General features: G+C 59.5%; 16 protein-coding genes. 8 read left to right on the top strand and 8 right to left on the bottom strand.

What is annotated here, in order from left to right:
• Window positions 1-134 precede the first annotated feature (134 nt).
• Window positions 135-1,874, top strand: a complete 1,740-nt coding sequence (locus tag NKJ40_RS17530) for a sensor histidine kinase (RefSeq protein ID WP_352467093.1) — start codon at window positions 135-137, stop codon at window positions 1,872-1,874.
• Window positions 1,875-2,067: 193 nt separating this feature from the next.
• Here NKJ40_RS17530 and NKJ40_RS17535 read toward each other — a convergent pair whose 3' ends face one another.
• Window positions 2,068-2,745: a LuxR C-terminal-related transcriptional regulator gene (locus tag NKJ40_RS17535; protein WP_352467094.1), complete on the bottom strand. Its 678-nt coding sequence runs from the start codon at window positions 2,743-2,745 to the stop codon at window positions 2,068-2,070.
• 512 nt (window positions 2,746-3,257) lie between these two features.
• Here NKJ40_RS17535 and NKJ40_RS17540 point away from each other — a divergent pair.
• The 6 genes from NKJ40_RS17540 to NKJ40_RS17565 all read left to right on the top strand — a co-directional run bounded on the left by NKJ40_RS17540 (window position 3,258) and on the right by NKJ40_RS17565 (window position 9,433).
• Complete coding sequence (locus tag NKJ40_RS17540; RefSeq protein ID WP_023675619.1) at window positions 3,258-3,980, top strand: nucleotidyltransferase family protein; 723 nt, start codon at window positions 3,258-3,260, stop codon at window positions 3,978-3,980.
• A 46-nt stretch (window positions 3,981-4,026) separates the two neighbouring features.
• The gene (locus NKJ40_RS17545; protein WP_352467095.1) at window positions 4,027-5,163 is read left to right on the top strand and encodes a DegT/DnrJ/EryC1/StrS family aminotransferase; all 1,137 of its coding nucleotides are present in this window, start codon (window positions 4,027-4,029) and stop codon (window positions 5,161-5,163) included.
• Window positions 5,160-5,834 (top strand): sugar transferase, encoded by a 675-nt coding sequence (locus tag NKJ40_RS17550; RefSeq protein ID WP_352467096.1) that lies wholly within the window; start codon window positions 5,160-5,162, stop codon window positions 5,832-5,834. The genes NKJ40_RS17545 and NKJ40_RS17550 overlap by 4 nt, the downstream gene beginning before the upstream one ends.
• 74 nt (window positions 5,835-5,908) lie before the next feature.
• Entirely contained in the window at window positions 5,909-6,913 is a 1,005-nt protein-coding gene (locus NKJ40_RS17555) for an SDR family NAD(P)-dependent oxidoreductase (RefSeq protein WP_352467097.1), read from the top strand.
• Window positions 6,910-8,184 carry a hypothetical protein gene (locus tag NKJ40_RS17560; protein WP_352467098.1) on the top strand — a complete coding sequence of 425 codons (1,275 nt, stop codon included), beginning with the start codon at window positions 6,910-6,912 and terminating at the stop codon, window positions 8,182-8,184. The genes NKJ40_RS17555 and NKJ40_RS17560 overlap by 4 nt, the downstream gene beginning before the upstream one ends.
• A complete protein-coding gene (locus NKJ40_RS17565; protein WP_352467099.1) occupies window positions 8,171-9,433 on the top strand; it encodes a polysaccharide biosynthesis/export family protein in 1,263 nt (420 codons plus the stop codon). Before NKJ40_RS17560 ends, NKJ40_RS17565 begins: the two co-directional genes overlap by 14 nt.
• Before the next feature lie 39 nt (window positions 9,434-9,472).
• On the opposite strand, the gene NKJ40_RS17570 is transcribed toward NKJ40_RS17565, so the two are convergent.
• Entirely contained in the window at window positions 9,473-11,002 is a 1,530-nt protein-coding gene (locus NKJ40_RS17570; RefSeq protein WP_352467100.1) for an HlyD family type I secretion periplasmic adaptor subunit, read from the bottom strand.
• Window positions 11,003-11,013: 11 nt separating this feature from the next.
• Window positions 11,014-12,765, bottom strand: coding sequence for a type I secretion system permease/ATPase (locus NKJ40_RS17575; protein WP_352467101.1), 1,752 nt, complete (start codon window positions 12,763-12,765; stop codon window positions 11,014-11,016).
• A 406-nt stretch (window positions 12,766-13,171) separates the two neighbouring features.
• Here NKJ40_RS17575 and NKJ40_RS17580 point away from each other — a divergent pair, with 406 nt between their 5' ends.
• On the top strand, window positions 13,172-13,864 hold the full coding sequence (locus NKJ40_RS17580) for a N5-glutamine methyltransferase family protein (RefSeq protein ID WP_352467102.1): 693 nt from the start codon (window positions 13,172-13,174) through the stop codon (window positions 13,862-13,864).
• Window positions 13,865-13,948: 84 nt separating this feature from the next.
• Here NKJ40_RS17580 and NKJ40_RS17585 read toward each other — a convergent pair whose 3' ends face one another.
• Genes NKJ40_RS17585 through NKJ40_RS17605 form a run of 5 tightly spaced genes read right to left on the bottom strand, consistent with a single transcriptional unit; the run spans window position 13,949 to window position 21,587 of the window.
• A complete protein-coding gene (locus NKJ40_RS17585) occupies window positions 13,949-14,215 on the bottom strand; it encodes an acyl carrier protein (RefSeq protein ID WP_292653750.1) in 267 nt (88 codons plus the stop codon).
• Window positions 14,216-14,271: 56 nt separating this feature from the next.
• Window positions 14,272-15,825, bottom strand: coding sequence for a class I adenylate-forming enzyme family protein (locus NKJ40_RS17590; protein ID WP_352467147.1), 1,554 nt, complete (start codon window positions 15,823-15,825; stop codon window positions 14,272-14,274).
• Entirely contained in the window at window positions 15,825-17,846 is a 2,022-nt protein-coding gene (gene asnB / locus NKJ40_RS17595; RefSeq protein WP_352467103.1) for an asparagine synthase (glutamine-hydrolyzing), read from the bottom strand. The genes NKJ40_RS17590 and asnB overlap by 1 nt, the downstream gene beginning before the upstream one ends.
• 22 nt (window positions 17,847-17,868) lie before the next feature.
• The gene (nadE, locus tag NKJ40_RS17600) at window positions 17,869-18,852 is read right to left on the bottom strand and encodes an NAD(+) synthase (RefSeq protein ID WP_352467148.1); all 984 of its coding nucleotides are present in this window, start codon (window positions 18,850-18,852) and stop codon (window positions 17,869-17,871) included.
• Window positions 18,849-21,587 (bottom strand): AMP-binding protein, encoded by a 2,739-nt coding sequence (locus NKJ40_RS17605; RefSeq protein ID WP_502903727.1) that lies wholly within the window; start codon window positions 21,585-21,587, stop codon window positions 18,849-18,851. The genes nadE and NKJ40_RS17605 overlap by 4 nt, the downstream gene beginning before the upstream one ends.
• Window positions 21,588-21,822 lie beyond the last annotated feature (235 nt).

Raw genomic sequence — 21,822 nt, forward strand, 5'->3', positions numbered from 1 at the left:
GGCAGCTCTTAGGCCCCGCTGCATCCGATAAAATGCGCGCTATGATAGCGGTATGGCAATCCGGCAGTGGTACTAAGCTGTACGTTTTTTGCTCTAGTCTCGACGGGCTAGTCAGAAGGTTGTAGTCTGTGTCCATGAGCTCGCAGTCGCGCAGGTCGAATTCGAACCCGTCAGGCAGATTGCTAACTCATATTGCCTCTGCATCGGTATTAGCTGCCACACTGATATTTGAAATAAAATCGTCGGGCTATATTGGGCAAGGCGCCAGTTTTCTGGAATTTGTTCCGGCTATTATTATTATCGCCTATCTCGAAGATCGCGTACCTGCGCTCGCTGCGACCATTCTGATGGTGGCTGTCGGCCTGTGGGCACGAGGACACGATCAGATCTCAAATGGAGATTGGGCACGCGCAATCCTGCTTCTGGTTTCGGGCGGGGTGATTGCCATGACGTTCCATCGCCTTCGGCAGGACTTGCGTGAGTTGCTGGAAGTCGCCGAGGCCAGGCTCGCTGCCGTCGAAGCGACCGAAAGCCGCTATCGTTGGGCCTTCGAACGTGCTGCCATGGGATTCGCGAACACCAACGAGAAAGGCGAGTTGCTGCAGTCCAACAAACGCCTTTGTGAGATGACCGGGTACAAGGAGGAGGAGCTTGCCCAATTGCAGCTCGATACGCTCGCCCATCCGAACGACCGGCACACCTTGGCGCAGTTGCTGGCGAGGCTGGGCAATGACATTTCTTCGTTCGTTTCGGAGGTGCGTCTGTCACGAAAGGACGGTACGGCATTCTGGGCTCGTCTAACGCTTTCTTCGTCCGTGCCCGAGGGGGTTCTTTCGGAGAGTATCTTCGTGGTGGTCGATGATATTTCGGACCGACGAGCTGCTCACGAAGCGCTTCGGGCTCAGAAGGAATGGCTCGACCTCGCCCTGTCTGCTGGACGCTTGGCCACGTGGCGGATCGACCTTAAAGACGGGACAGTCACGGGCTCCGACACGTTCTGGGACATTCTCGGCCTGGCCCACGCCAATCGCCGCCGTTTAGAGGAACTATCAGCTGTCGTTCATCCGGCGGACTGGCCAAAGCTGGCGGCATCGAGAAAGTCCGCACCATCGGTCACGGATTACGATGTTGAGATACGCGTCCGCCGACCGGACGGACATATCCGCTGGGTTGCCCTGCGCGGAAGGGAGGAAAGACATGACGATGGTGGACAGCGGCTTGGAGTGGCTGCCGACCTGAGCGAGAGACGACAAACCATGCTGCTGCGCGCCGCGGCAAAGAAGCGGGAGCGTATCATGCTCGAACAGCGTCATAGATTCGGCAATGTTTTCGCGGTGATCACGGCGCTCGTGAAGATGGTCGATGTTCCCGGAAACAACGTCGCCAAATACAAGGAAATGCTGATCGACCGGATACGCGCGCTCGAGGCAACCCATCTGCTCCTTTCACGCAACGGCAGCGTATCGGGCGCGATAAACGATCTCGTTGCGCAAGAGTTGCACCCTTATATGGGAACACGCGCCATATCGGTCAGCGGTCCTTCCGTGGCGATGTCGGGAGGCGCCGCCGAGAGTTTTGCAATGATCGTTCACGAGCTTGCCACCAATTCCATGAAATATGGAGCGCTTGGCGATCCAAAAGGCCGAATCGACGTAAGCTGGACGTTCGCACCTGAAGACACAGGCAGTGATATTGTGTTCGAGTGGGTGGAATCAGGGCGGCGCCGGACCTCAAGCGTAGTCCGTCATGGCTTCGGTTCCATGATAATCGGAGTGGATGGATCGCCGCTTGTCGGTCACTCTCCCAAGCTGGAGATATCGGACCAAGGGTTGCGGTATTCGCTGCGGCTGTCACGCAAGGAAATCGGTTCGTAGTGCAGTGCTCCAATCGGAAAGCAGATATCAAAAGGCGGGTCGCTGAGCGGCCTTTGAGATGCGCAGGGTTCCTTCCAAGAATGTCGTTGGCCCAAAGCTGCGCCGCGGCATTGGGATATGCAGTAATATGCATGAGGAGTCTCATGAGGAGTCTTGGGACGCCGTTTGCACGTCCAAAAGGACGCGCGGCGTTCTAGCTGGCATGTCTCGAAAGCCAAGTCTTCAGCATAACGGCAGCCTCGGTCCGATTGCGTACCCCCAACTCACGCAGAACCGCAGCAGCGTGGATTTTCGTGGTCGCCTCCGCGATTTCCAGATCGCGCGCAATTTCCTTGTTCGAATAGCCTTCCGCCATCAGCTTGAGGACTTCCTTTTGCCTCGAGGTCAGCCTGCCAAGGTTGACGCCAGCGGTACGCCTCTGTGGGCTTTTGTCGTCGGAATGGGTATGCGCGTGGGTTGTTTGCGTTGCACCCGAGCGTGACAGAAGTGCAGGAACATAGATGCGGCCGGAGAGGATTTCGTTGACGGCCAAAACAACCTCTTCGTCCGTCTGGGACTTTACGATGTAGCCGTGAAGCCCGATCGACAGAGCCGTGAGTATTTCCGAGCGCGAATCGTTTCCCGAAACGATCGCAAATCGCGTGTCCGGATAGGCAGACAGAATCCCGCCGAGCACTTCTTGATTGAACAGGCCCGGCATATTCAGGTCCAGGATCGCAAGATCCACGAACGATTGCTCTGCCAGCAAACTGAGCACCGCGTCGAAACAAGACGCTTCAAATATCTCCACACCTGGAATGCCTGCGGTCAGTGCCAATCGCAAGCCGCGACGATACAAGCCGTGATCGTCGGCGATGACGATTCGATACATTGAACTACCCCAACGCCTATCTGAATGGATTGAACGGTGATGGCCTGAAAGTCGTGGCCATCCACTCGTCGATTCATCCAGCCGACGCTGCGGCACCCCGAACACCGCAAACGCCAGATTTCTAATATAATCTTAAATGACGGGAAACGCTCCTCTTTTTTTTGCCCCTTATGAGCGAAACCCGCCGAACGTCATCGAACATACGTTCTGACCTTTTGGACAGCTGACAGACCGGTCGGTCGTTCAGCACTGCTATAGGTCTAAAGACATAGAACAGCAAAACGGCTGAATTGTTACCATTCGAATGCACGACGACATCCACCCTGACGGCCACATACCATCCAGATGCAATGTCCGGATCAGGGGACAGTGGGGAAATCTCACCGGTCTTCTACGGGAAATCTCACCGGTTCTTCTGAGGGGACAAGAACGCGTTTCCCGGGTGCTGACCAGGGCAGGATAGCCGGCCCGTGACGACAGCGTTCAGGCCGAATGAACAAGGGAGGACCAGGATGAAAGCGGTTATTCAATGTGGAGGAATGGGAACACGCCTCCGCCCCTTCACTTCGGTCTTGCCGAAGCCGCTCATGCCGATCGGCGCACGGCCGGTTCTCGAGATGCTTCTGAAATGGTTGCGACGCAACGGTATTCAGGAAGTCTATATTACAACCGGGTATCTCGGCCACTTGATCCGCACCGTGTGTGGAGATGGCTCGCAGTGGAACCTGAAAATTCGATATACGCAGGAGATGGAGCCGCTTGGCACCATCGGGCCGCTGTCTTTGATCAGGGATGAACTGACGGAGCCATTCATCGTTCTCAATGGCGATGTCCTCACGGATCTAAGCCTCAGTCGATTTGTAGCAGCGCACCGTAAGCACACCGATCCAGTGACGATCGCAACAGCCTGTCGCCTGATCAAGATGGATTTCGGCGTCATCGACGAAGTCGACAATACCGTGCAGGTCTTTCGCGAAAAGCCGACGCTCTCGCATTTGGTCAGCATGGGAATTTACTGCATGAACCCGGACGTTCTGCAGTTTATCCCATCCGGCATACCCTTTGGGTTCGACGACCTGATGCTGCAGATGATGCAGAACGGCACGACCGTGCACGTGTACAAGCATGAGGGTCTCTGGCTCGATATCGGGCGCGTCGACGACTTTCAGAACGCACAGACCATTTCCTGGGAAGACCAGTCGGCGTCGATCGAGGTCACTGCGACGGCTGCATGACGAAATCACGAGCCCGGTCCCACAGTTATCAGTCTAGGAGGTTGTGATGCTCTTGGTCAGTGCCCCGATCTTGGGTGTGCCGGAGAAGACTGCTTTGACCAAGGTCATCGACAGCGGCTGGCTGACCATGGGGGAGCAGGTACGAGCCTTCGAACAAGCTTTTGCCGACGTGCATGGCGCGGAGGATTGCGTCGCGGTCAGCTCTTGTACCGCAGCACTTCATCTCATTTTGCACGCACTTGGTATCGGACCGGGCGACGAGGTGCTGGTGCCATCCTTGACTTTCGTGGCGACCGCGAATGCGGTCCTCTATGTCGGTGCGACGCCGGTCTTCGTCGACATCGAGTCAGCCGACGTGCCGCTGATGTCGATCGTGGAAGCCGAAGCGAAATGCACGACCCGCACCAAGGCAATCATTCTCGTCCATTTCGCCGGCTACCTCGCCGATCGGGAACAATGGCAGAGGTTCGCCCGTGCCCGGGGGCTGCATATCGTCGAGGACGCGGCGCATGCGCCGGGCTTGAAGGAGGTGGGGACATTTGGTGCCGCGGCCGCCTTCAGCTTCTACGGCAACAAGAACATGACCACGGCGGAAGGCGGGGCTGTGATCGCCAGGGATGCCGGTCTGCTCGAGACAATCCGCCAGGCGCGTGGACATGGGATGACCACCGGGACACGTCAAAGGCTGAACAGCCGCACCCCTCAGTATGATGTCACCATGCTCGGATTCAACTATCGCATGGATGAATTGCGGGCTGCGATCGGACTGGTCCAGCTGCAAAATTTGCAGGAGTGGAATGAGATCAGGCGTATCCTGGTCATGCTGTATCGCCGTCTCATAGCCAAGCATTGCCCGGCCGTGACCATCCCGTTCCACGAGCCGCGGACGTCGGCCTACCACATCATGCCTATCCTTTTGCCACGCTACGCCGACAGGCAAGACGTCATCGACGCACTGCGCGCGCAAGGGATACAAACCACTATCCACTACCCGCCGGTGCACCAGATGACGCTCTATCGTGAGCTTATTCCCGGTACTCATTTACCGCGCACTGAAGATTTCGCGCAGCGCGAGCTGACGGTACCGCTGCATCCGCAGGTCACAGCACCTTTGGTCGAAACGGTGGTTGTCGCTCTTGCCGCAGCGGTTAACAGTTGCGCCCAGACAGGAACAGCCGCATGAATGCCCTGGACCTAGCCATTCACCGGCCTAACGTCTCGAGCGCCGCCCATGGGTCTGTGAGACGAGCAATTGATCTCGTCGTTGCTGCGGCCGCGGCGATCGTCTTCGCTCCGCTGATGCTGCTGATTGCCGTGGCGCTGCTGCTGGAAGGTGGTCGGCCCATCTTCTTTACGCAGACCCGCGTCGGGGCCGGTGCTCGCCCATTCCGCATGTACAAGTTCCGCAAGTTCAGCGTGCAATGCGATCCCGGTGGCTTGGCGCTGACCATGGCCTATGATAGCCGCATGACGCCGGTAGGACGGTTCCTCGCCGCCACCAAGTTCGACGAGCTGCCGCAGCTTTGGAACGTCTTCAGAGGCGAGATGGCAATCGTCGGGCCCCGCCCGGAGAGCCTTGTCTTCGCCGATTGTTTTCGCGGGAGCTTCGAGGGTATTTTACAATACAAGCCAGGCTTGCTGGGTCCAGCCCAGGTCCTCTTCCGGAATGAAGCGCATTTTTATCCGGGATCCGTGGACCCGCTACTGTTCTACCGCGAGGTTCTGTTTCCTGCGAAAGCCAGGCTCGACCTTTCCTATTATCCGCAGCGCACAATCGTCTCCGATGTCGTGTGGATGGTGCGCGGGCTGCTGGCGGTGCTTGGCGTCGTTTCGCCGCCGCCGATCGGAACTTGAGAGCAGGCGGGACATCCGCGCTCTCGTGGATTTGCAAAGTCAGTGCCTCACGTCATAGGGGGAACGCTTGGGTCATGGCATACAAGGGCAGGAAAGTTCTGGTTACGGGTGCCGATGGGTTCATCGGTTCGCATCTCACCGAAGCACTCGTCCGTAGCGGTGCCGACGTCACGGCGGTGGCTCTCTATAATTCGTTCGACAGCCACGGCTGGCTGGACGATTTACCGGACACCATACGAAGCCAGCTGAACCTCATCCGAGGCGATGTTCGCGACAGCGCGTTCCTTAATCGGATCGTGCGTGGCCAGGCGGTCGTGTTTCATCTCGCCGCACTGATCGCTATCCCGTATTCGTATGCGGCCGCCCAGTCCTATGTGGAAACCAACATCCTGGGCACGGTCAACGTCCTCGAAGCGGCGCGCCAATGGGAGACTGAGCGTGTGGTGCACACCTCGACAAGCGAGGTCTATGGCACCGCGCTGACAATGCCTATCAGCGAATCCCACCCTTTGCAGGGACAGTCGCCATATTCGGCATCCAAGATCGGTGCGGACATGATGGCGGAGTCCTACGCCAGATCGTTCGACATCCCCGTGGTTATTATGCGGCCGTTCAATACGTACGGCCCACGCCAAAGTGAGCGGGCCATCGTACCGACCATCATACGTCAGGCTCTCGACAAAAAATGCCCGGCGATCATGGTGGGAGACACAAGCCCGATCCGCGATCTTACTTTCGTGGAAGACACTGCGGCGGCGTTTTTGACCGCAGGTTCGGCCGAGCTCGAATTTGGCCATGCCTACAATGCCGGAAGCCAGCGCGCTGTGACGATCTCGGACATATTGGATCTGGTGATCGAATTGAGTGGCTGCAAGAAACCGATTCACCGCGACGAGCGCCGCCTGCGGCCGCAGAATTCCGAGGTGCGTGCCTTGCTGGCCGATTCTTCGCTCCTCGAAAGCAAGACTGGATGGCGCGCCCAGACCAGCCTGCGCGAAGGCTTGGAGCGGACCATCGGATGGTGGCAAGGGCGCCTCAGCGAAGGCCGAGTGCGACACGAAATGGGCTACATGACATGACCTTTCGCCCGCGTGGGTTGGCTCCACTGTTGATTGCGGCTGCCTTGTCGTTGAATTTGTCCACGGCCGGCGGCCGGCAAGACAGCGCGCCGACACAGTTTGTCGCGCCAGTGATGATGGATCTGCCCGATTATCTCCAACCCGCGACGGATCCAGCCTTCGGGACAATTTTCATGCGCATTACCAAGCCTGGCGCTCTTGGCAATGGCGTCGTATGCGAGAAAAAATTTTGCAGCCACCGTTATTCCAGCTCGCAGGCGTGGAATTCAGACCAGAGTCTCCTCCTCATCACCAACGGCTGCAATGGCATGTGCTTTTTCGACGGGCAGACCTATGTCCCGCTTTTCCGTCGCGCTCGATCGGCTGAATGCGAATGGCATCCGCAAAATGCCGATCTGATGATTTGCGTTCAGGACCGGAAAATTTCGACCTGGGCGCCGCGGACCAATCGCGAAGACGTGCTGTTCGTGTCGCCGAATTACCATGGTCTTCAGTTCGGGCCGTCCAAAGGCAATCCCAGCCGTAACGGCGATCGCATAGCAGTGCGCGCAATCCGTGGCGATGGTGCGATGGTTGTCTTTGCCTATGATCTCAAGCAGCGCCGGAAATTTCCGGACATCGATCTTGCCCAGCTTGCCGGAACCGTCAGCGCCTGCTCGATCTCCCCGCTAGGAGCGAATATCCTGTGCTTTCAGAACGTGAAGGAAGACACAGAACAGCGAGCTGTTTTCTCCGTCGACGGGACGTTGCGGCAGAGATGGACGGACCATCATCGGCCCGGCCATGGCGATATGACGGTCGATGAAGACGGCAGCGAAGTTTTCGTGGGCATCAGCAAATCCGACCCCGACAAATATCACGTCATCAAAAGGAGACTGGTCGACGGGAAGGTCACCTCGCTTATGAAGTTTGGCGAAGCCGAGCATGCGTCCGTGCGGGCACTGGACAGGAGCGGCTGGGTGTTCGTGAGCTATGGCGGCAATCCCGATGAGATCTCTGCCAATCCCGACTGGGCGCCATATGCGCGAGAGGTGATCGCGCTGCGCCTCGATGGTAGCGGTGAGGTTCGACGGGTCACGCAAACCCACAACGTCCCGTCCGACTATTGGAGCGAAACCCATGCCTCGCCGTCCCCCGACGGCTCTCAGGTAATCTGGTCGAGCAACTGGGGCGTGCCTGGCGGGCCGGTCTACGAATTCATCACCCGTCTCGATTGGCCGGAAGAGCCGCGGTCGAACCAGAAGGAGATTGCCGCCAATGGTCCTCGTTAATCGAATCCTTCTTGTCGTGCTCGGTATGCTGGCTACCGTGGAAACGGCCGCTGCAGCGGAAGCGCGGGTTGCTTATCGACTTTCCGCGGGCGATACCGTCGAGATAGGAATTGCCTCCATCTCTGAGCGAACGCAACGTGCGGTGGTCCAGATGGACGGCACGATCGCGCTTCCCGAAGTCGGGATGGTTTCGGTGGGCGGCCTGACTCCGGCCGAATTGCAGACACGCATGCAGACGATCTTGCCAACCAAGATATTCCACCAGCGGCTGCCTGACGGGCGGGAGCAAATGATCGTCATCAAGCCGACAGACGTGACCGCCGTGGTTGCAGAGTACAGGCCGATCTATGTGACCGGCGACGTGCTCACTCCCGGACAGCAGGCCTACCGCCCGCTGATGACCGTGCGGCAGGCGATTGCCGTGTCAGGTGGTTTCAGCCTTTTGCGGTCCCGGGCAACCCAGGTTGGCCCCGATCCGGTGGATCTGCGGCGCGATTATGAGTCGCTTTGGGGGGAATACACGAGAGACTATTTTCACAGCGCCCGTATCCGCGCCGAACTTCAGGGTAAGTCGACTTTCGACATGCAGCCACCACAAGGGTCGCCTTTGCCGGCAAGTTTTGCGTCGGCGATCGCGCAGGCCGAAGCAGAAGGTCTGAAGCTCTCCTTGGACAATTTCCAGAAAGAGCAGAGCTTTCTCGATAAAAGTGGCAAGGATGCTGCTGCACAAACCGAGACCTTGCTCGAGCGCGAGAAGGCCGAAGCGGATGGGGTGAAGGCGGACGAAGACGAGCTGGCGCGCGTAAGAAAAGCGTTTGAGTCGGGAAATCTAACCAATACCCGGCTCGCCGATGTCCGGCGCGCTTTGGTGCTCTCTTCCAGCCGGGCACTCGAAACCTCGGTTGAACTAATGAGAGCACGACGTCAGCAGGACGATTTTGCCAGACAGCACGAACGCAATGACAACCAAAGAAGGATCGGTCTGCTGACCGAGCTGAAGGATACCAATGTGCGTCTTGCCGACGTCAGCGCAAGGCTTCGCGCCGCGAGCCAGAAGTTGCAGCCCACGGGAGCTGCCGCCCTGCCGTTGCCGGTTGCCGGCGAAAGGATCCAGGCCGAGGTCACGATCATTCGCAAAGTCGACGAAGAATGGCGGAAACAGCCGGCCCAAGAAGACACTGAGGTCATGCCGGGAGACACGATCGAGGTCAGGTTCAGCAGCGCTCTCGAAAACGCGGCGACCCGATAGACCGGGCCGCCGTACTGCCGGTTGAGTTTGGCAACCGCTTTACTGCCTGAAGGCTCTGGAAAACTGGTCGGTAAGGGGCTTCATCAAGTAGGACCAGACACTGCGCTCGTCGGTTCTTATGTGGACTTCGGCGGGCATACCGGGTTTGAGTATTTTCTCTCCTGTCAGGCAGGTCGCTTCATTGTCGACGTCGATGCGCGCCGAAAAATAGGAAAGCTGGCGTTGCTGATCCTTGATCAAATCTGCTGAGACGCGGTTGACCGAGCCTTCGCAAGCAGGTGTGGTGCCGGCGTCGAACGCCGGAAAACGGATCGACACCTGCTGTCCGGGATGAATCTCATCGATACGCGACGGCGGAATCGAAGCGTCGACGACAAGGTTGTCGGAATCGGGCACAATCATCATGAGCACCTCTCCAGCGCCAATCACGCCGCCGACGGTGTGGACCGAGGATTCTTGTACCGTGCCCGATTGCGGGGAACGAATGTCTGTCCTGCCGAGTTCGTCTTCGGCCACCACCTTGCGCTCACTGAGTTCGGTCTGCTTGGCTTCCGTTTCGCGAAGTTCGTTGGTCACGTCGCTCCGCATTTGTTCGTCGAGTTGAAGCACCTGCAGGTCCGTTTCACTGATGTGAGCTTGTACCTCAGCTATCGCTGCGACAAGGCGTCCCGATTCGCCGCGAGTCCGGGTCTTCTCCAGGCTGACATTGCTCAACCTCTCCTTGGACACCAACTTCTTTGCGTAGAGAGATTCGACATCTGTAAGGTTCTTGGTCAGCAGATCCAGAGACTCGTCCGTCGCAGACTGCTGCGATTTGAGGCCATCGATCTGACGTTCCAGCTGCTTCGCGCGGCTTTGCAATTGTGCCTTCTGGCCAGCCAGCGCCGCAGCACGACTTTCAAACAAGGCACGCTCGCCACTGACAAGTGCCGCCACTTGCGGGTCACCCATCTGAGCCCGAAGGTCGGGCGGGATCTGCATTTCCGGCAGACCCTGGCGCTCGGCCTCCAGTCGGGCCAGACGAATGGTGGCGCGATTGAGATCCTCGGTGATTATCTGCAGGTTTGCTCGGGTCAATGTGTTGTCCAGCCTGACCAACACGTCGCCGGCCTTCACATGATCGCCGTCCTGCGCGAAGATACCGCCGATGGTGCCGCCGGTTTGATGCTGGACTTTTTTTATGTTGCTTTCGACCACCACAGTCGCAGGCGCAATCACCGCGCCGGCAATCTTGGTCAATCCCAACCAGAGCCCTCCGCCAAAGATCAACAGCAAGCTGGTTGCCAGGCCCAAGAGCAGATTGGCCCGGATGCCATCCGGATCCGGCTTCGTCTCCAACGAACGGCTCTCGCCACCGGCGGCGACGTATGACGACACGATAACGGTAGAGCGATACTTCACATATGCCCGGCTGCACCTCTGTGCGGCGGAACGACAATTCGCTGCCAGGCTCCGGACCAGATTACCCCAGGATAGATTGGCCCGAATGCCATCCGGCTCCGGCCGCGCCCCGATCGGCTGGCCTTCGCCGCCAACCGCAGCATATGACGACATGGTCACGTTAGACACTAAGCAATACCTCACGCATGCCCGCTTGCACCGTGCTGCAGCGGAACGACAATGTTTGGCTTGTCCGGACGCGGGAAGGGCCGGACCACATTTGCCAGAACGTCTTCGCGCGAGCCGAACGAATGGAGCATCCCGTTCGACAGGACGAGTACCTGATCGATGTTGACGAGAGCGGAGGGGCGATGCGCAACGACGATCACGATACCGCCGCGCTGACGCACTGCCAGGATTGCGCCGGCCAAAGCAGCATCGCCGTCTGCATCCAGATTGGAATTTGGTTCGTCAAGAACGACGAGGAATGGATCGCCGTAAAGTGCCCTGGCAAGCCCGACGAGCTGCCTCTGCCCAGCCGAAAGGGCCGCGCCGCCTTCTCCGATGCGTGTTTGAAAACCCTGCGGAAGACGCATGATCATCTTGTCCACGCCCGCAGCCTTGGCAGCTGCCAGCACGCCTTTTGCGTCGCTTTTGCCGCCGAACCTCGAAATATTGTCGGCGATCGTCCCGTCGAACAGCTCAACGTCCTGCGGCAGGTAGCCAATATGAATGCCGAGCAGTTCTGAGTTCCACTGATCGAGCGAGGCGCCGTCCAATCTTACCGTGCCACGAAGCGGCTTCCATGCCCCGACCAAAGCGCGCACGAGCGTGGTCTTGCCGGAGCCGCTCGGGCCGACGACCGCCAACCCTGCGCCTCTCGCCAAGCGGAAGCTTACATTGAAGATGGTTGGCTTCTGCAGACTTGGTGGTGCGACGGTCAATTCTTCGACCGCAAGCTCCGCCTTTGGGCGCGGCAGTTCCATTGTCTCTTGCTGGCTAGCAAAGGCGTCCAGTGCTGCCGCCAGCTCGGAATAGCTTTTGCGGGTTGCCAGAAACCCCCTCCAGTTTGCGATGGCCACATCGACCGGCGCCAGTGAGCGGCCCAGCAAAATGGACGATGCGATGATCACGCCCGGCGAGGCCTCGCCCCCGATCACAAGGTAGGCACCAAGCCCCAGCACACATGATTGCAAGGCCATTCGAAGCGTCTTCGACAGTGAGCTCGCTGCGCCGACGACGTCGGAAAGCCGTTCCTGGTTCTTCAGATAAAGATGACTGACCTCGTTCCAGCGCCGGCTAAGCGGAGCGGACAGGCCCATCGCCTGAACAACCTCTGCGTTGCGGCGGCCGGAATCGGCCAGAAGCCGCTGTGCTACGAGTGTTTCAGATGCACGAGCCGCGGGTTTGCGGCCGATGATCTCGGCAACCACCGTCAAAAACACAACGGCGCATGCGCCGAGCGTTGCCAGCACACCAAGCGCCGGGTGCAGCAGATAGATGACCACCATATAAAATGGTATCCAGGGAGCATCGAATAAGACGGTCGGCCCCAGTCCGGAAAGAAAGCCACGTAGCTGGTCCAGATCACGAAGCGGGTGTACCCGGTTCGCATCCGGCCCGGCGACGAGGGGCAGGGAAAGCGAGGCTGCGAACGCCTTTTGCTGAAGATTTTTATGCAGGCGGCTGCCGATGCGGACTAACAGGCGAAGCCTCACGAAATCGAGGAGCCCATAGGCCGCGTAAAGTCCCAGCATCCCGACTGTAAATCCGATAAGAGTCGGCACGCTCTGCGAAGGCAGCACGCGGTCGTAGACCTGGAGCATGTAGACGGAGCCGGTCAAGGCGAGGATATTTATCAATCCGGAGAAAACGCCTACGCCAACGAGGCCGTGCACACAGCCGAACATTGCGGAGCGTAGATCGAGCGAGCGCCCTTTGGTTGACTTCATGATGTGCGCTCGTTGACGCGAAATTGCCGCGCAATCTCGTCGGTTCTTTCGATGAGGGACAAACTTTAACCTTCCGGGAAGCAGCAGCTCCGCCCCGCTGCTGGAACATTACGAATTGCTTACATACGTGCCTTCTTTGATTAAAATGTAGCAAAATCGTGACGCCAGGCTGAGAATTCGGCAACTGGCTCGCCAGCCTGGGGATAACTGGGTCGAGTAAGGAGATATTCCTAATCATGACACCGCGCAGAAGCTTATGGTCATCTTCGTAGCATCAAGGCTTCAAAGCGTCTGGGGAGGGATGGGTTTTGATTTTGTCGATCGAGAGTTAAACGATTTTGAGATACACTTCATCGGTACGCCATTGTCGGCCACCAACGCCGGCTAATACGGGAAGGCGAGTGTCGTGAGCGAAGAGATCAATGTCGCCGATGCCTATGGCAGGGGCCGCAGCACCTTCATGGGATTGCAATTGCTGGTCTCGCCCGGTGCGCTTGTTCCTCGGCCGGAAACGGAACTGCTCGGCAAGGCCGCTCTCGATGCTCTGAGCCAACTGAACTTACCGGTACCTCGCGTTATCGACATGTGCTGTGGGGCGGGTAATCTGGCGTGCGCCATCGCACACCACGCTCCCACCGCGCGCGTGTGGGCAAGCGATCTTACCGACGGATGCGTGGAGGTCGCGCGCCGCAACGTCATCCATCTTGATATGGAGGAGCGGGTAACGGTGCTTCAGGGCGACTTATTCAGCGCCTTCTCCGGCCTGGAGCTTGACGGCACGATCGACGTGATCGTTTGCAACCCGCCCTACATTTCCGAAAAACGGCTCGAGGGCGACCGTTCGCATCTGGTCGAACTCGAGCCGCGTGAAGCGTTCGCAGCCGGCCCCTACGGCCTGAGCATCCATATGCGGGTGCTCAAGGAGGCGCCGCGATATTTGCGGCGCGGAGGCATCCTGCTTTTCGAGGTCGGGCTTGGCCAGGACCGACAGGTCATGAGTTTGCTCGAGCGTTCCAAGGCTTATGAGAGTATCCGGGCAGTTACCAATCCAGCGGGCGAGGGCAGGGTGGTTGTGGGACACACAAAAGCGCAGGCATAAGCACTGCAGTCGCGGCAGGCTTCAGACACGCTGTCGCGGCTTAACGGCCGGGGACTTGAAACAGAGCTGCAAGGTTTTCGGGAATCAGTTTCTCTTGCGCATGACGTATTGCGCAATTCCCTGGATGGAATCGAGGTTCTCGGGCAGCAACTCGCTGTCTTCGACCGTGATGCCGAAGGTCTCCTCGATGAAGCCGATAACCTCGAGCACCCCCGTCGAGTCCACGATGCCCTGGTCGAGAAGCGAGGTGTCGCTCTCCAGGCTCTCCGGATCGGCTATATAGAAATTCGAGGCCAGGAAAGCGCGAATTTGTTCGCTGCAGGTATCGGTTCTATCCTTGGTAGATAACATTGATTTCGCCTCCGGTACAAAAGATGAATGCTGATCAACTTCGCCCTGGTACCGACTCATGACAGGGCCGTTTTTTTGAGTTTGCCCGTGTCGGTCATCGGCAGACTGGGTACGATGACGATGGACTTCGGAACCATGAAGTTTTCCAGCCGTCTCTGGCACTCTTTCTGCAACTGCTTTTCACCGATCATGCTTCCCTGCTCCATCACGACAAACGCCTTCACTGCTTGCCCGAGCAGCTCGTCCGGAACACCGATGACCGCGGCTTCCCGTACGCCCGCAATGTTCATCAGCACGTTTTCCACCTCCTTCGGCGCTATCTTCTCTCCGCGCGATTTTATGATCTCGTCGCCGCGACCGACAAAGTAGAGGTAGCCCTCGGCGTCCATCCGGCAGTAGTCGCCCGTGTACAGGACCTGCTCACCCGGCAGCGGGCCGGGCTTGAGCTTCTTGGCTGTCGCCTCCGGCTTGCCCCAATAGCCCTTCATCACCGTCGCTCCGCGGATGACGAGCTGACCAACGACGCCGGGGCCGACCCGCCTGTCATGCTCGTCGACAATCCACATTTCTGTATTGGGGATGGCGATCCCGACGCTCAACGGCTTTCGCTCCAGATCGTCCGGCGGCAGGTAAGTGCAGCGCTTGCATTCGGTAAGGCCGTACATCGAATAGATACGGGCGCCAGAAAACAGCTCCTGAAGCAGGAGAATGTGCTTGAGCGGCAGGGCGGCCGCAGTGTTGGTGACGTAGCGAATGCTCGAAAAATCCTGATCCCTGAGAGACTTGAGCTCCCCGAGTGCGGCAAAGATGGTCGGTACGCCGGGAAAACCCGTCACCCTCTCTTGCTTGATCAGCCCAAGGATCTGCGCCGGGAAGGCGAACGAACGCTCAAGCACGAGGCGGGCGCCGGCGCCGAATGCCATGATCATCTGGTAAAGACCGTAGTCGAAGGCGAGGGGCAGGACGTTGAGGATCACCTCGTCCTCGGCAAGCGCCAGGTATGAGGAAATCGAGGCGCACGCGGCAATCATGTTTCGGTGCGTCAGCATCACGCCCTTGGGTTCGCCCGTCGAGCCGGACGTATAAATGATCGCAGCGAGATCGATATCGATGCAGCGGTGCGCGGGCGGCGTGCTGCGGGCTGCCGCGACCGCAGTATCCCAGCGCACAGCATGCGGCAGTTCTTGCAGGTCGTTGCGTTCGATCGGTCCGGAGACGATCATGCGGCGCAACGATGGGCAATTCCGCGCCGGCTCCCTGAAAATCGAGTGCAGGTGTTTGTCGGTGATCAGTGCCGTCGGGCGGCAATCGTTGAGCAGATAATCAAGCTTGTCGCTTTTGGTGAGCGGATTGACGATGCACACCACGGCGTTGGCCTTGAGCACCGCCCAGAACGCGACGACAGCCTCGACAGTGTTGTCCGCGAAGATCACCACCCGATCGCCACGTGTGATTCCAGCCTCGGTCAAATTATGCGCTATGGCGTTCGAGCGCATATCGAGATCGCCATAGGTGACACGTTGGTTGCCGCACACCAGGGCCACCTTGCCGCCGAGCCGGCTGGCAGAGTGGGTGAGATAGTCGTGCAGGAGCGGTACGGCGCCATGCATCACGCGAGCACCTCTTCGCGATGCACGCGGTCGATGTCGATGCTGAGCTTGAGCGTGCGAGCCCCACTTGGCCGGCTCGCGATAAATTGCTGATGGAGAAGCTGCGTCGACAGCACCCCGACCAGCGCCATATTGTCGGAGTTGGACAGGTCGCCGCCGCCGGCGCTGGCCTGGCACTTGCTCAGGAGCCGGGTAACCGACTTAGGATCGAAAACGTTCGCTTCGCGCAGCGCGGACTCCGAAAGTGCTTCGCGAATGTAGGCCGGTGCGCCCTCTGCGACGAAGCAAAGCGCGTTGGGGGCCCGGTAAGGCTGCTTCTTGCGGGTGACGATTTCCGACGGCACGATCGGTTGCGCCACGCGCTTCAGCACATGCTTCTCATCGAGCACGCGCAGCTTGTAGGCGGCCGGAAGCGAATTCGCGAGCCTCACGAGTTCATGATCGAGGAACGGGAAGCGCCCCTCGACGGAATGAGCCATCAGCATCCTGTCCCCTTGTGAGGAAAGCAGGTATCCCGACATCAGCGTCTGGATCTCGATATACTGGTCCTGCGCAAGAGAGCCCCATCGCGAAAACTCCGATGGCAGGCGGGCAAGCAGCTCGGACACGGCGTTGCGGCGCTCCGTTTGGGCGCGCATGTCTGCCGAAAACAGCCGCTTGATAGCGCTTGTGGTACGCCAGCGCGTGCCATGCGCAAAACCAGGCGCGTCACAGGCGTGGATGTCGCGCCCGAAGAACTGGCGTGCCATCGCCTGCTGCTGCACCGGCGAGCGGCTGAGATAGGGATAGAGGCGCTCCAGCAGCCGGGAGCGTCGCGTCGAGGCGGGCTGGCGTCCCCAGAAGCGGCGGACCTTGCCCTCGCGGAACAAATCGTAGCCCGCGAACATTTCGTCGGCCCCTTCGCCGGTCAGCACGACCTTGATGCCATGCTGGCGCACCAGTCTCGAGAGCAGGAACAGTGGCGCCGGCGCGGTCCTAAGGATTGGCCGCTCGGTGTGGTAGATTACCTCAGGGAAGATGCCAGCGATATCGCTGCGCGAAACAACCACCTCATGGTGGTCACTGCCGGCCACGCCGGCAACCAGGCGCTGGAAATGCGTCTCATCATACTCGGCGTCGGCAAAACGCAGCGAGAAGGTCTGGAAGCGCTCGCCCGCGAAGCGTCTCCCCAGCGTGGCGATCAGTGAGCTGTCGAGCCCGCCGGACAAATAGCAGCCGACCGGCACGTCGGCGCGTACTATCCTGAGCGCCGTCGCGGCCTCCAGGGCGCTGCGCACTTCCTCCACCGCGTCATCAAGCGAGCCGCTGAATTCATCATCGCCGGGTGCGCCAACCTCTGGATAGCCAGGCTTCCAAAAAGCCCGCTCGCGAACGACGCCGCTGTCATAAATGCGGACATGCCCCGGCGTGAGTTCGCTTACTCCTCCAAACACGCCTTGTGGCGGCGCGACAGTCCAAAGTGTAAAAGTCTGATCGATGCCGGCTGGATCGAAGGCGCGGGGTATGTCCGCATCGGCCGCGAAAATGGCCTTCACCTCGCTGGCGAAGTAAAGCTGTCCGCCATGCTCGCAAAAGTGCAGCGGGCAGATTCCGAACCGATCCCGCGACAAGACGAGACGACCCGCCACGGAGTCCCAGATGGCGACTGCCCACTGCCCATTCATTCGTTCGAAGGCGGCCTCGCCCCAGGCATGATAGGCATGGACGATGACCTCGGTGTCGCTGCGTGTGCGGAAGCGATAGCCGAGCGCGACCAGGTCTTGTCGCAGCTCGACGTAATTGAAGATTTCGCCGTTGAAGACGATCCACATTGTGTCGCCCGCGCCGGCGAGTGGCTGCTGGCCGCTCGCGAGATCGATGACGGACAGGCGGGCATGCGCCAATCCCGCACGTCTGTCCCGGTAAAGGCCGCGCTCGTCCGGGCCGCGATGCGCCAGCGCGCCCACCATGCGCATCAGCGCATCCCGGGAAGGGGGCGCCGCGGCGGTGCTCAGCGACACAATTCCGGCGATGCCGCACATCGCCTAGCCCTCGCCCATTGAACTAGCCCTCGCCCATTGAAGAGGACACCAGCGGCCGCGCGTGAAGATAACGGGCGGCGCGCCGCTTGCTGTCGATATCCTTGAAAACCTTCTGAACCTGCACCACGGTCAGGCCGGTGGCCTCAGCGACGTCTTCGTTGGCGATCCCGTGGTTCAAGCCGTAGAGGCACAGATCCATCAGATAATATGGAAGCGCGAAGTAGAACTCCTCCTGACTCTGCGCCAGCGAGAAGGTGTCCGTGGTGGGCGGTCTGCGCCGGACCTCTTCCTCCACCCCAAGATATTCGGCCAACTGGTAGACCTGGGTCTTGTAGAGGTGAACGATTGGCATCAGGTCGGCAATTCCGTCGCCCTGCTTGACGAAGAAGCCCTGGTCGTACTCCAGGCGGTTCGGCGTGCCCGCTACCGCGTAGTTGAGGCGGTCGGCATGGTAGTATTCGGTCATCTTGCGCAGGCGCTGCTTGTAATTGGTTGCAGCGACGATCTGCAGGTAGGCGGCCGACGGCAGACGCACCGTGTCGGTCTTGCCTTCAGGGTCCTGAACCGTGAGGCGCGTGATGTTGAGACCGTTGCTCTCGAGAACCGAGGCGAGCACCAGCTTGCATTTCCAGCCGTCCCCATATTCTGGAACGACAGTCTGGATTGCTTCGGTCTGCCGTCTATAGGCGCCGATCGCTTCAAGGGCCGGCGTTATCTCCTCCAGGATCGTATCGATACCAAGTTGTGCGGCAACAGTGCGGCCGAGCCTTAGCGAGTCGCCGGAGGAATGGCGCTCCGGCATGAATATCCCGAGGACCTTGTCTTTCCCAAAGGCGCGAACACACAACGCCGCAACGACTGAGCTGTCGATGCCGCCTGAGAGGCCGACAACCACCCCTCGACGTCGCAGCGTGCCAAAGACCTGCTGGCGCAAGATCTGGACGATGCGATCGACTTCCGCGCCAGCGTCGAGCACCAGCGCGTCCTTGCCGAATGTTGAGATCAGGTCGATGGCTTGTACTCCAGTTTGCGAGACTCGGTTGGCGAATAGGTCTGCGCCACCGCTTTCTCGATAAGGGGACGGTTGGTGGCGAGGTGAGGCTCTATGACCAGATCGATGTGGGTGCCGACGATCGGAATCACATCCAGATGGGCGAAAACGCGATCCCAGCCGATGGCCAGAGTCATTCCGGGTCGAGCACAGCGAAACAGGGTGCCGGTGATCGGCAGCGCCGGCTTCGGCTCCGTCAGCCATTGGAAGAAGGCCCGCGCCCGCAAAACCTCCTGCAGTTCCAGTTTGGTTCTAAAGCTCGTCGCATTGAACTGTCCCTGAGCGTAGCGATCGAGAAGCTGGACCAGTTGCGCCTCTCGCCGCATTTTCACGGCGACTTTCGCGAGGGCGCGGCAAGCCATCCGGTAAGCGGATACGCGGTTGGTCCGGATTCGATTGAATGTGCGCGTAAACGTCTCCAAGTAGGCGCTTCGCTCGCCGACGAGGCTGGTGTCGAGGATGCCGACGAACTTTACGGTTCGCCCCGCGGCCAGCAGCCGCGCCGCAACTTCGAAAGCAACAGCGCCACCGAGCGAATGGCCGAGAAGTCGTACATGGCCCGACGGTTGAGCGCGGCGGATCTGCTCGACGGCGGCATCGGCCATGTCGGCGAGGCTGTTTTGTCCGCGCAGTATCAGAGCCAGAGCCGGATACCTGATCGGGGCAACGCGGGTGACCTTGCCCATCGCTGCTGCAAAGGCAGCAAGGCTCGGGCCATAGCCGACGGATCCCGGGAACAGAAAAAGAATGGGAGGGTTGTGCTTCTCGGCGCGCGCGCTTTGATCGCCTGTCTGGGCAGATACGACCGCCTTGACCATTTCGTCCAGACTCATCCCGACGGTGAAGGCCTCAAGACCGAGTTCCTGCCCGATGGCGCTTTCGATTTCCATGACGCAGTGCAGCAGCTTCAGCGAATCTCCTCCGGCGTCATCCCAGCGCCCTGCCGCCACGCGCGTATTGAGAATGCTGGTCCATGCCCGCTGGACGACCTGCTGCGCCGTCAGCTTGCCTCGCGGCTCGAGCGGACGCGCGGTCGCTGCTGTCTCTCTGGCTGAAAGATCCATCTCTGCAAGTGTCGTGATGTCGGCTTTGCCGCTCGGCAGACGCGGAATCTCGGCGATCGTGTGCAACCGCAAGGGACGCAGCGGCGGCGGCAGATTGGTCCTTACAAGCTGGCGAAGCTCGTCCGAAAAGGTCGCTTCGGCCGAGCCCCGAGGAACAACAAAGGCGACAAGCTCATTCGCCGCAGCCACGATTGCCACAGCATCCGCAACAGAGGGTGCGCAACGCAGCACCCGTTCGAGTTCGGCTGGCTCGACGCGTCGACCATTGATCTTTACCTGGCGCCCCTTGCGACCGACGATGTGCAGTAGGCCTTGATTATCAAGTCGAACGAGGTCACCTGTCGCGAAAATCCGAAGGCCTGGATCGTCCGGGTCTGATGTTGCCGGGACAACCGCCCCGTCCTCCCAATGGCCAAGCAAGACATACGGGCTCCTGATCAGAAGCTCTCCTCTGCGGCCCGGTTGAACGCGGCGGCCCGTTTCGTCGACAATTGCGAAGGTGATTCCAGGCAGCAGCCAGCCAACTGGAACCGAATCTCCATGCTCCGGCCAGTCTCGCGGCAGGAACCATTGCGCGCCGGTGGTCTCGGTTGACGAGTAACCGATCTGGATGAGGCACGTATCGGAGACGGCCTTGCGCAGCAGGGCGATGTCGGTCCAGGGCACCTTCTCGCCACCGATCCGGGCGACTCTAAGTGAATGGAACGCTTCAGCAGGTCCGTCTGCCATGAGCGCGCGAAGCAGCGCCGGCACCAGATAGGTGATTGTCACGCCTTCGGAACGCACCAGGCGTTGAACGGCGCGCAAGCCGATCGCTTCGACTTCGACCAGATGCAAGGTGGCGCCAGTGAGAAGGGCTGCAAGAATTTCCCGGCACCCCGCGATTGTGGCGGGTCCCGTCAATGGCAGGAAAACATCATCCGAGTTGATGTGGCATGCATCGACATATTGCTGGACCCGGCACAGCAAGCTGCGCTGGCTGTTAACGATGCCTTTGGGCCGGCCCGTGCTTCCTGACGTATAAAGCACGATGGCGGGCGCATCGACAGATACGGAATAAGACTGAGGCACTTGCCCAGCCTGCGAGGCCGCGCTGGCGGACACATCGATCCAACTGACCCGGTGAGGCAGACCGTCGGGTCGGCCGTTGCCCTCGCCCAGGACAGCTGAGAGCCGCGCCCCGGCCACGATTTCAAGAATCCGCGAGCTAGGATCTCGCGCGTTCAGTGGCACCGAAGGCCGTCCAGCCGTCATGCTTGCCAGCATGGCGATGGGATACCAGGCCGAGTTGGCCTGAAGAATACCTATCGCCTGTCCGTCTGGGACGGCCGCCGCGATCTGGTAGGACAGCGTCTCAACTGACCGAAGAAGCTGGGAATAGGTCAGACGATTGGCGCCGTCGCTGATTGCAAGCTTGTCGGGGTACTGGCGGACGATACTTCTCAGGTGCTCGAAGGCGGCAATGTTGGTAAAATCGGCGCCCAATCTTTGAAATGGGCGCAGTGCGGGACCACCCTGATCCAGTGCGTATTGTGAGACACTTGACCAACTATTGGAGGTCGCTGTCTGACAATCCACCGCTAGATCCTGATCCGCGATTTCTGATCCCAAATATGCCGAAGACATGAGTTGCCCACGCTAAGATTAGGGTCACTTATCGCCCCCCGCCCCAATCTTTTCATCGATCATTCTGATGATGCCCTGATCTTCCCTCAAGGACGCTTGGTTAGTCACTTCGCCTGTTTCGCAAGCCGCCGGCCGAGCCAATCATTCCGGGCTCGCTGGGTGCTGTGGTGCGCATGACGCAGCGAGCATTGGCGTTTGTACCAAGTTGGCAACACCTGTTGCACACATGCCAAGG

It is taken from the genome of Mesorhizobium sp. M0119 (genome assembly GCF_040322615.1).
Classification (GTDB): domain Bacteria; phylum Pseudomonadota; class Alphaproteobacteria; order Rhizobiales; family Rhizobiaceae; genus Mesorhizobium.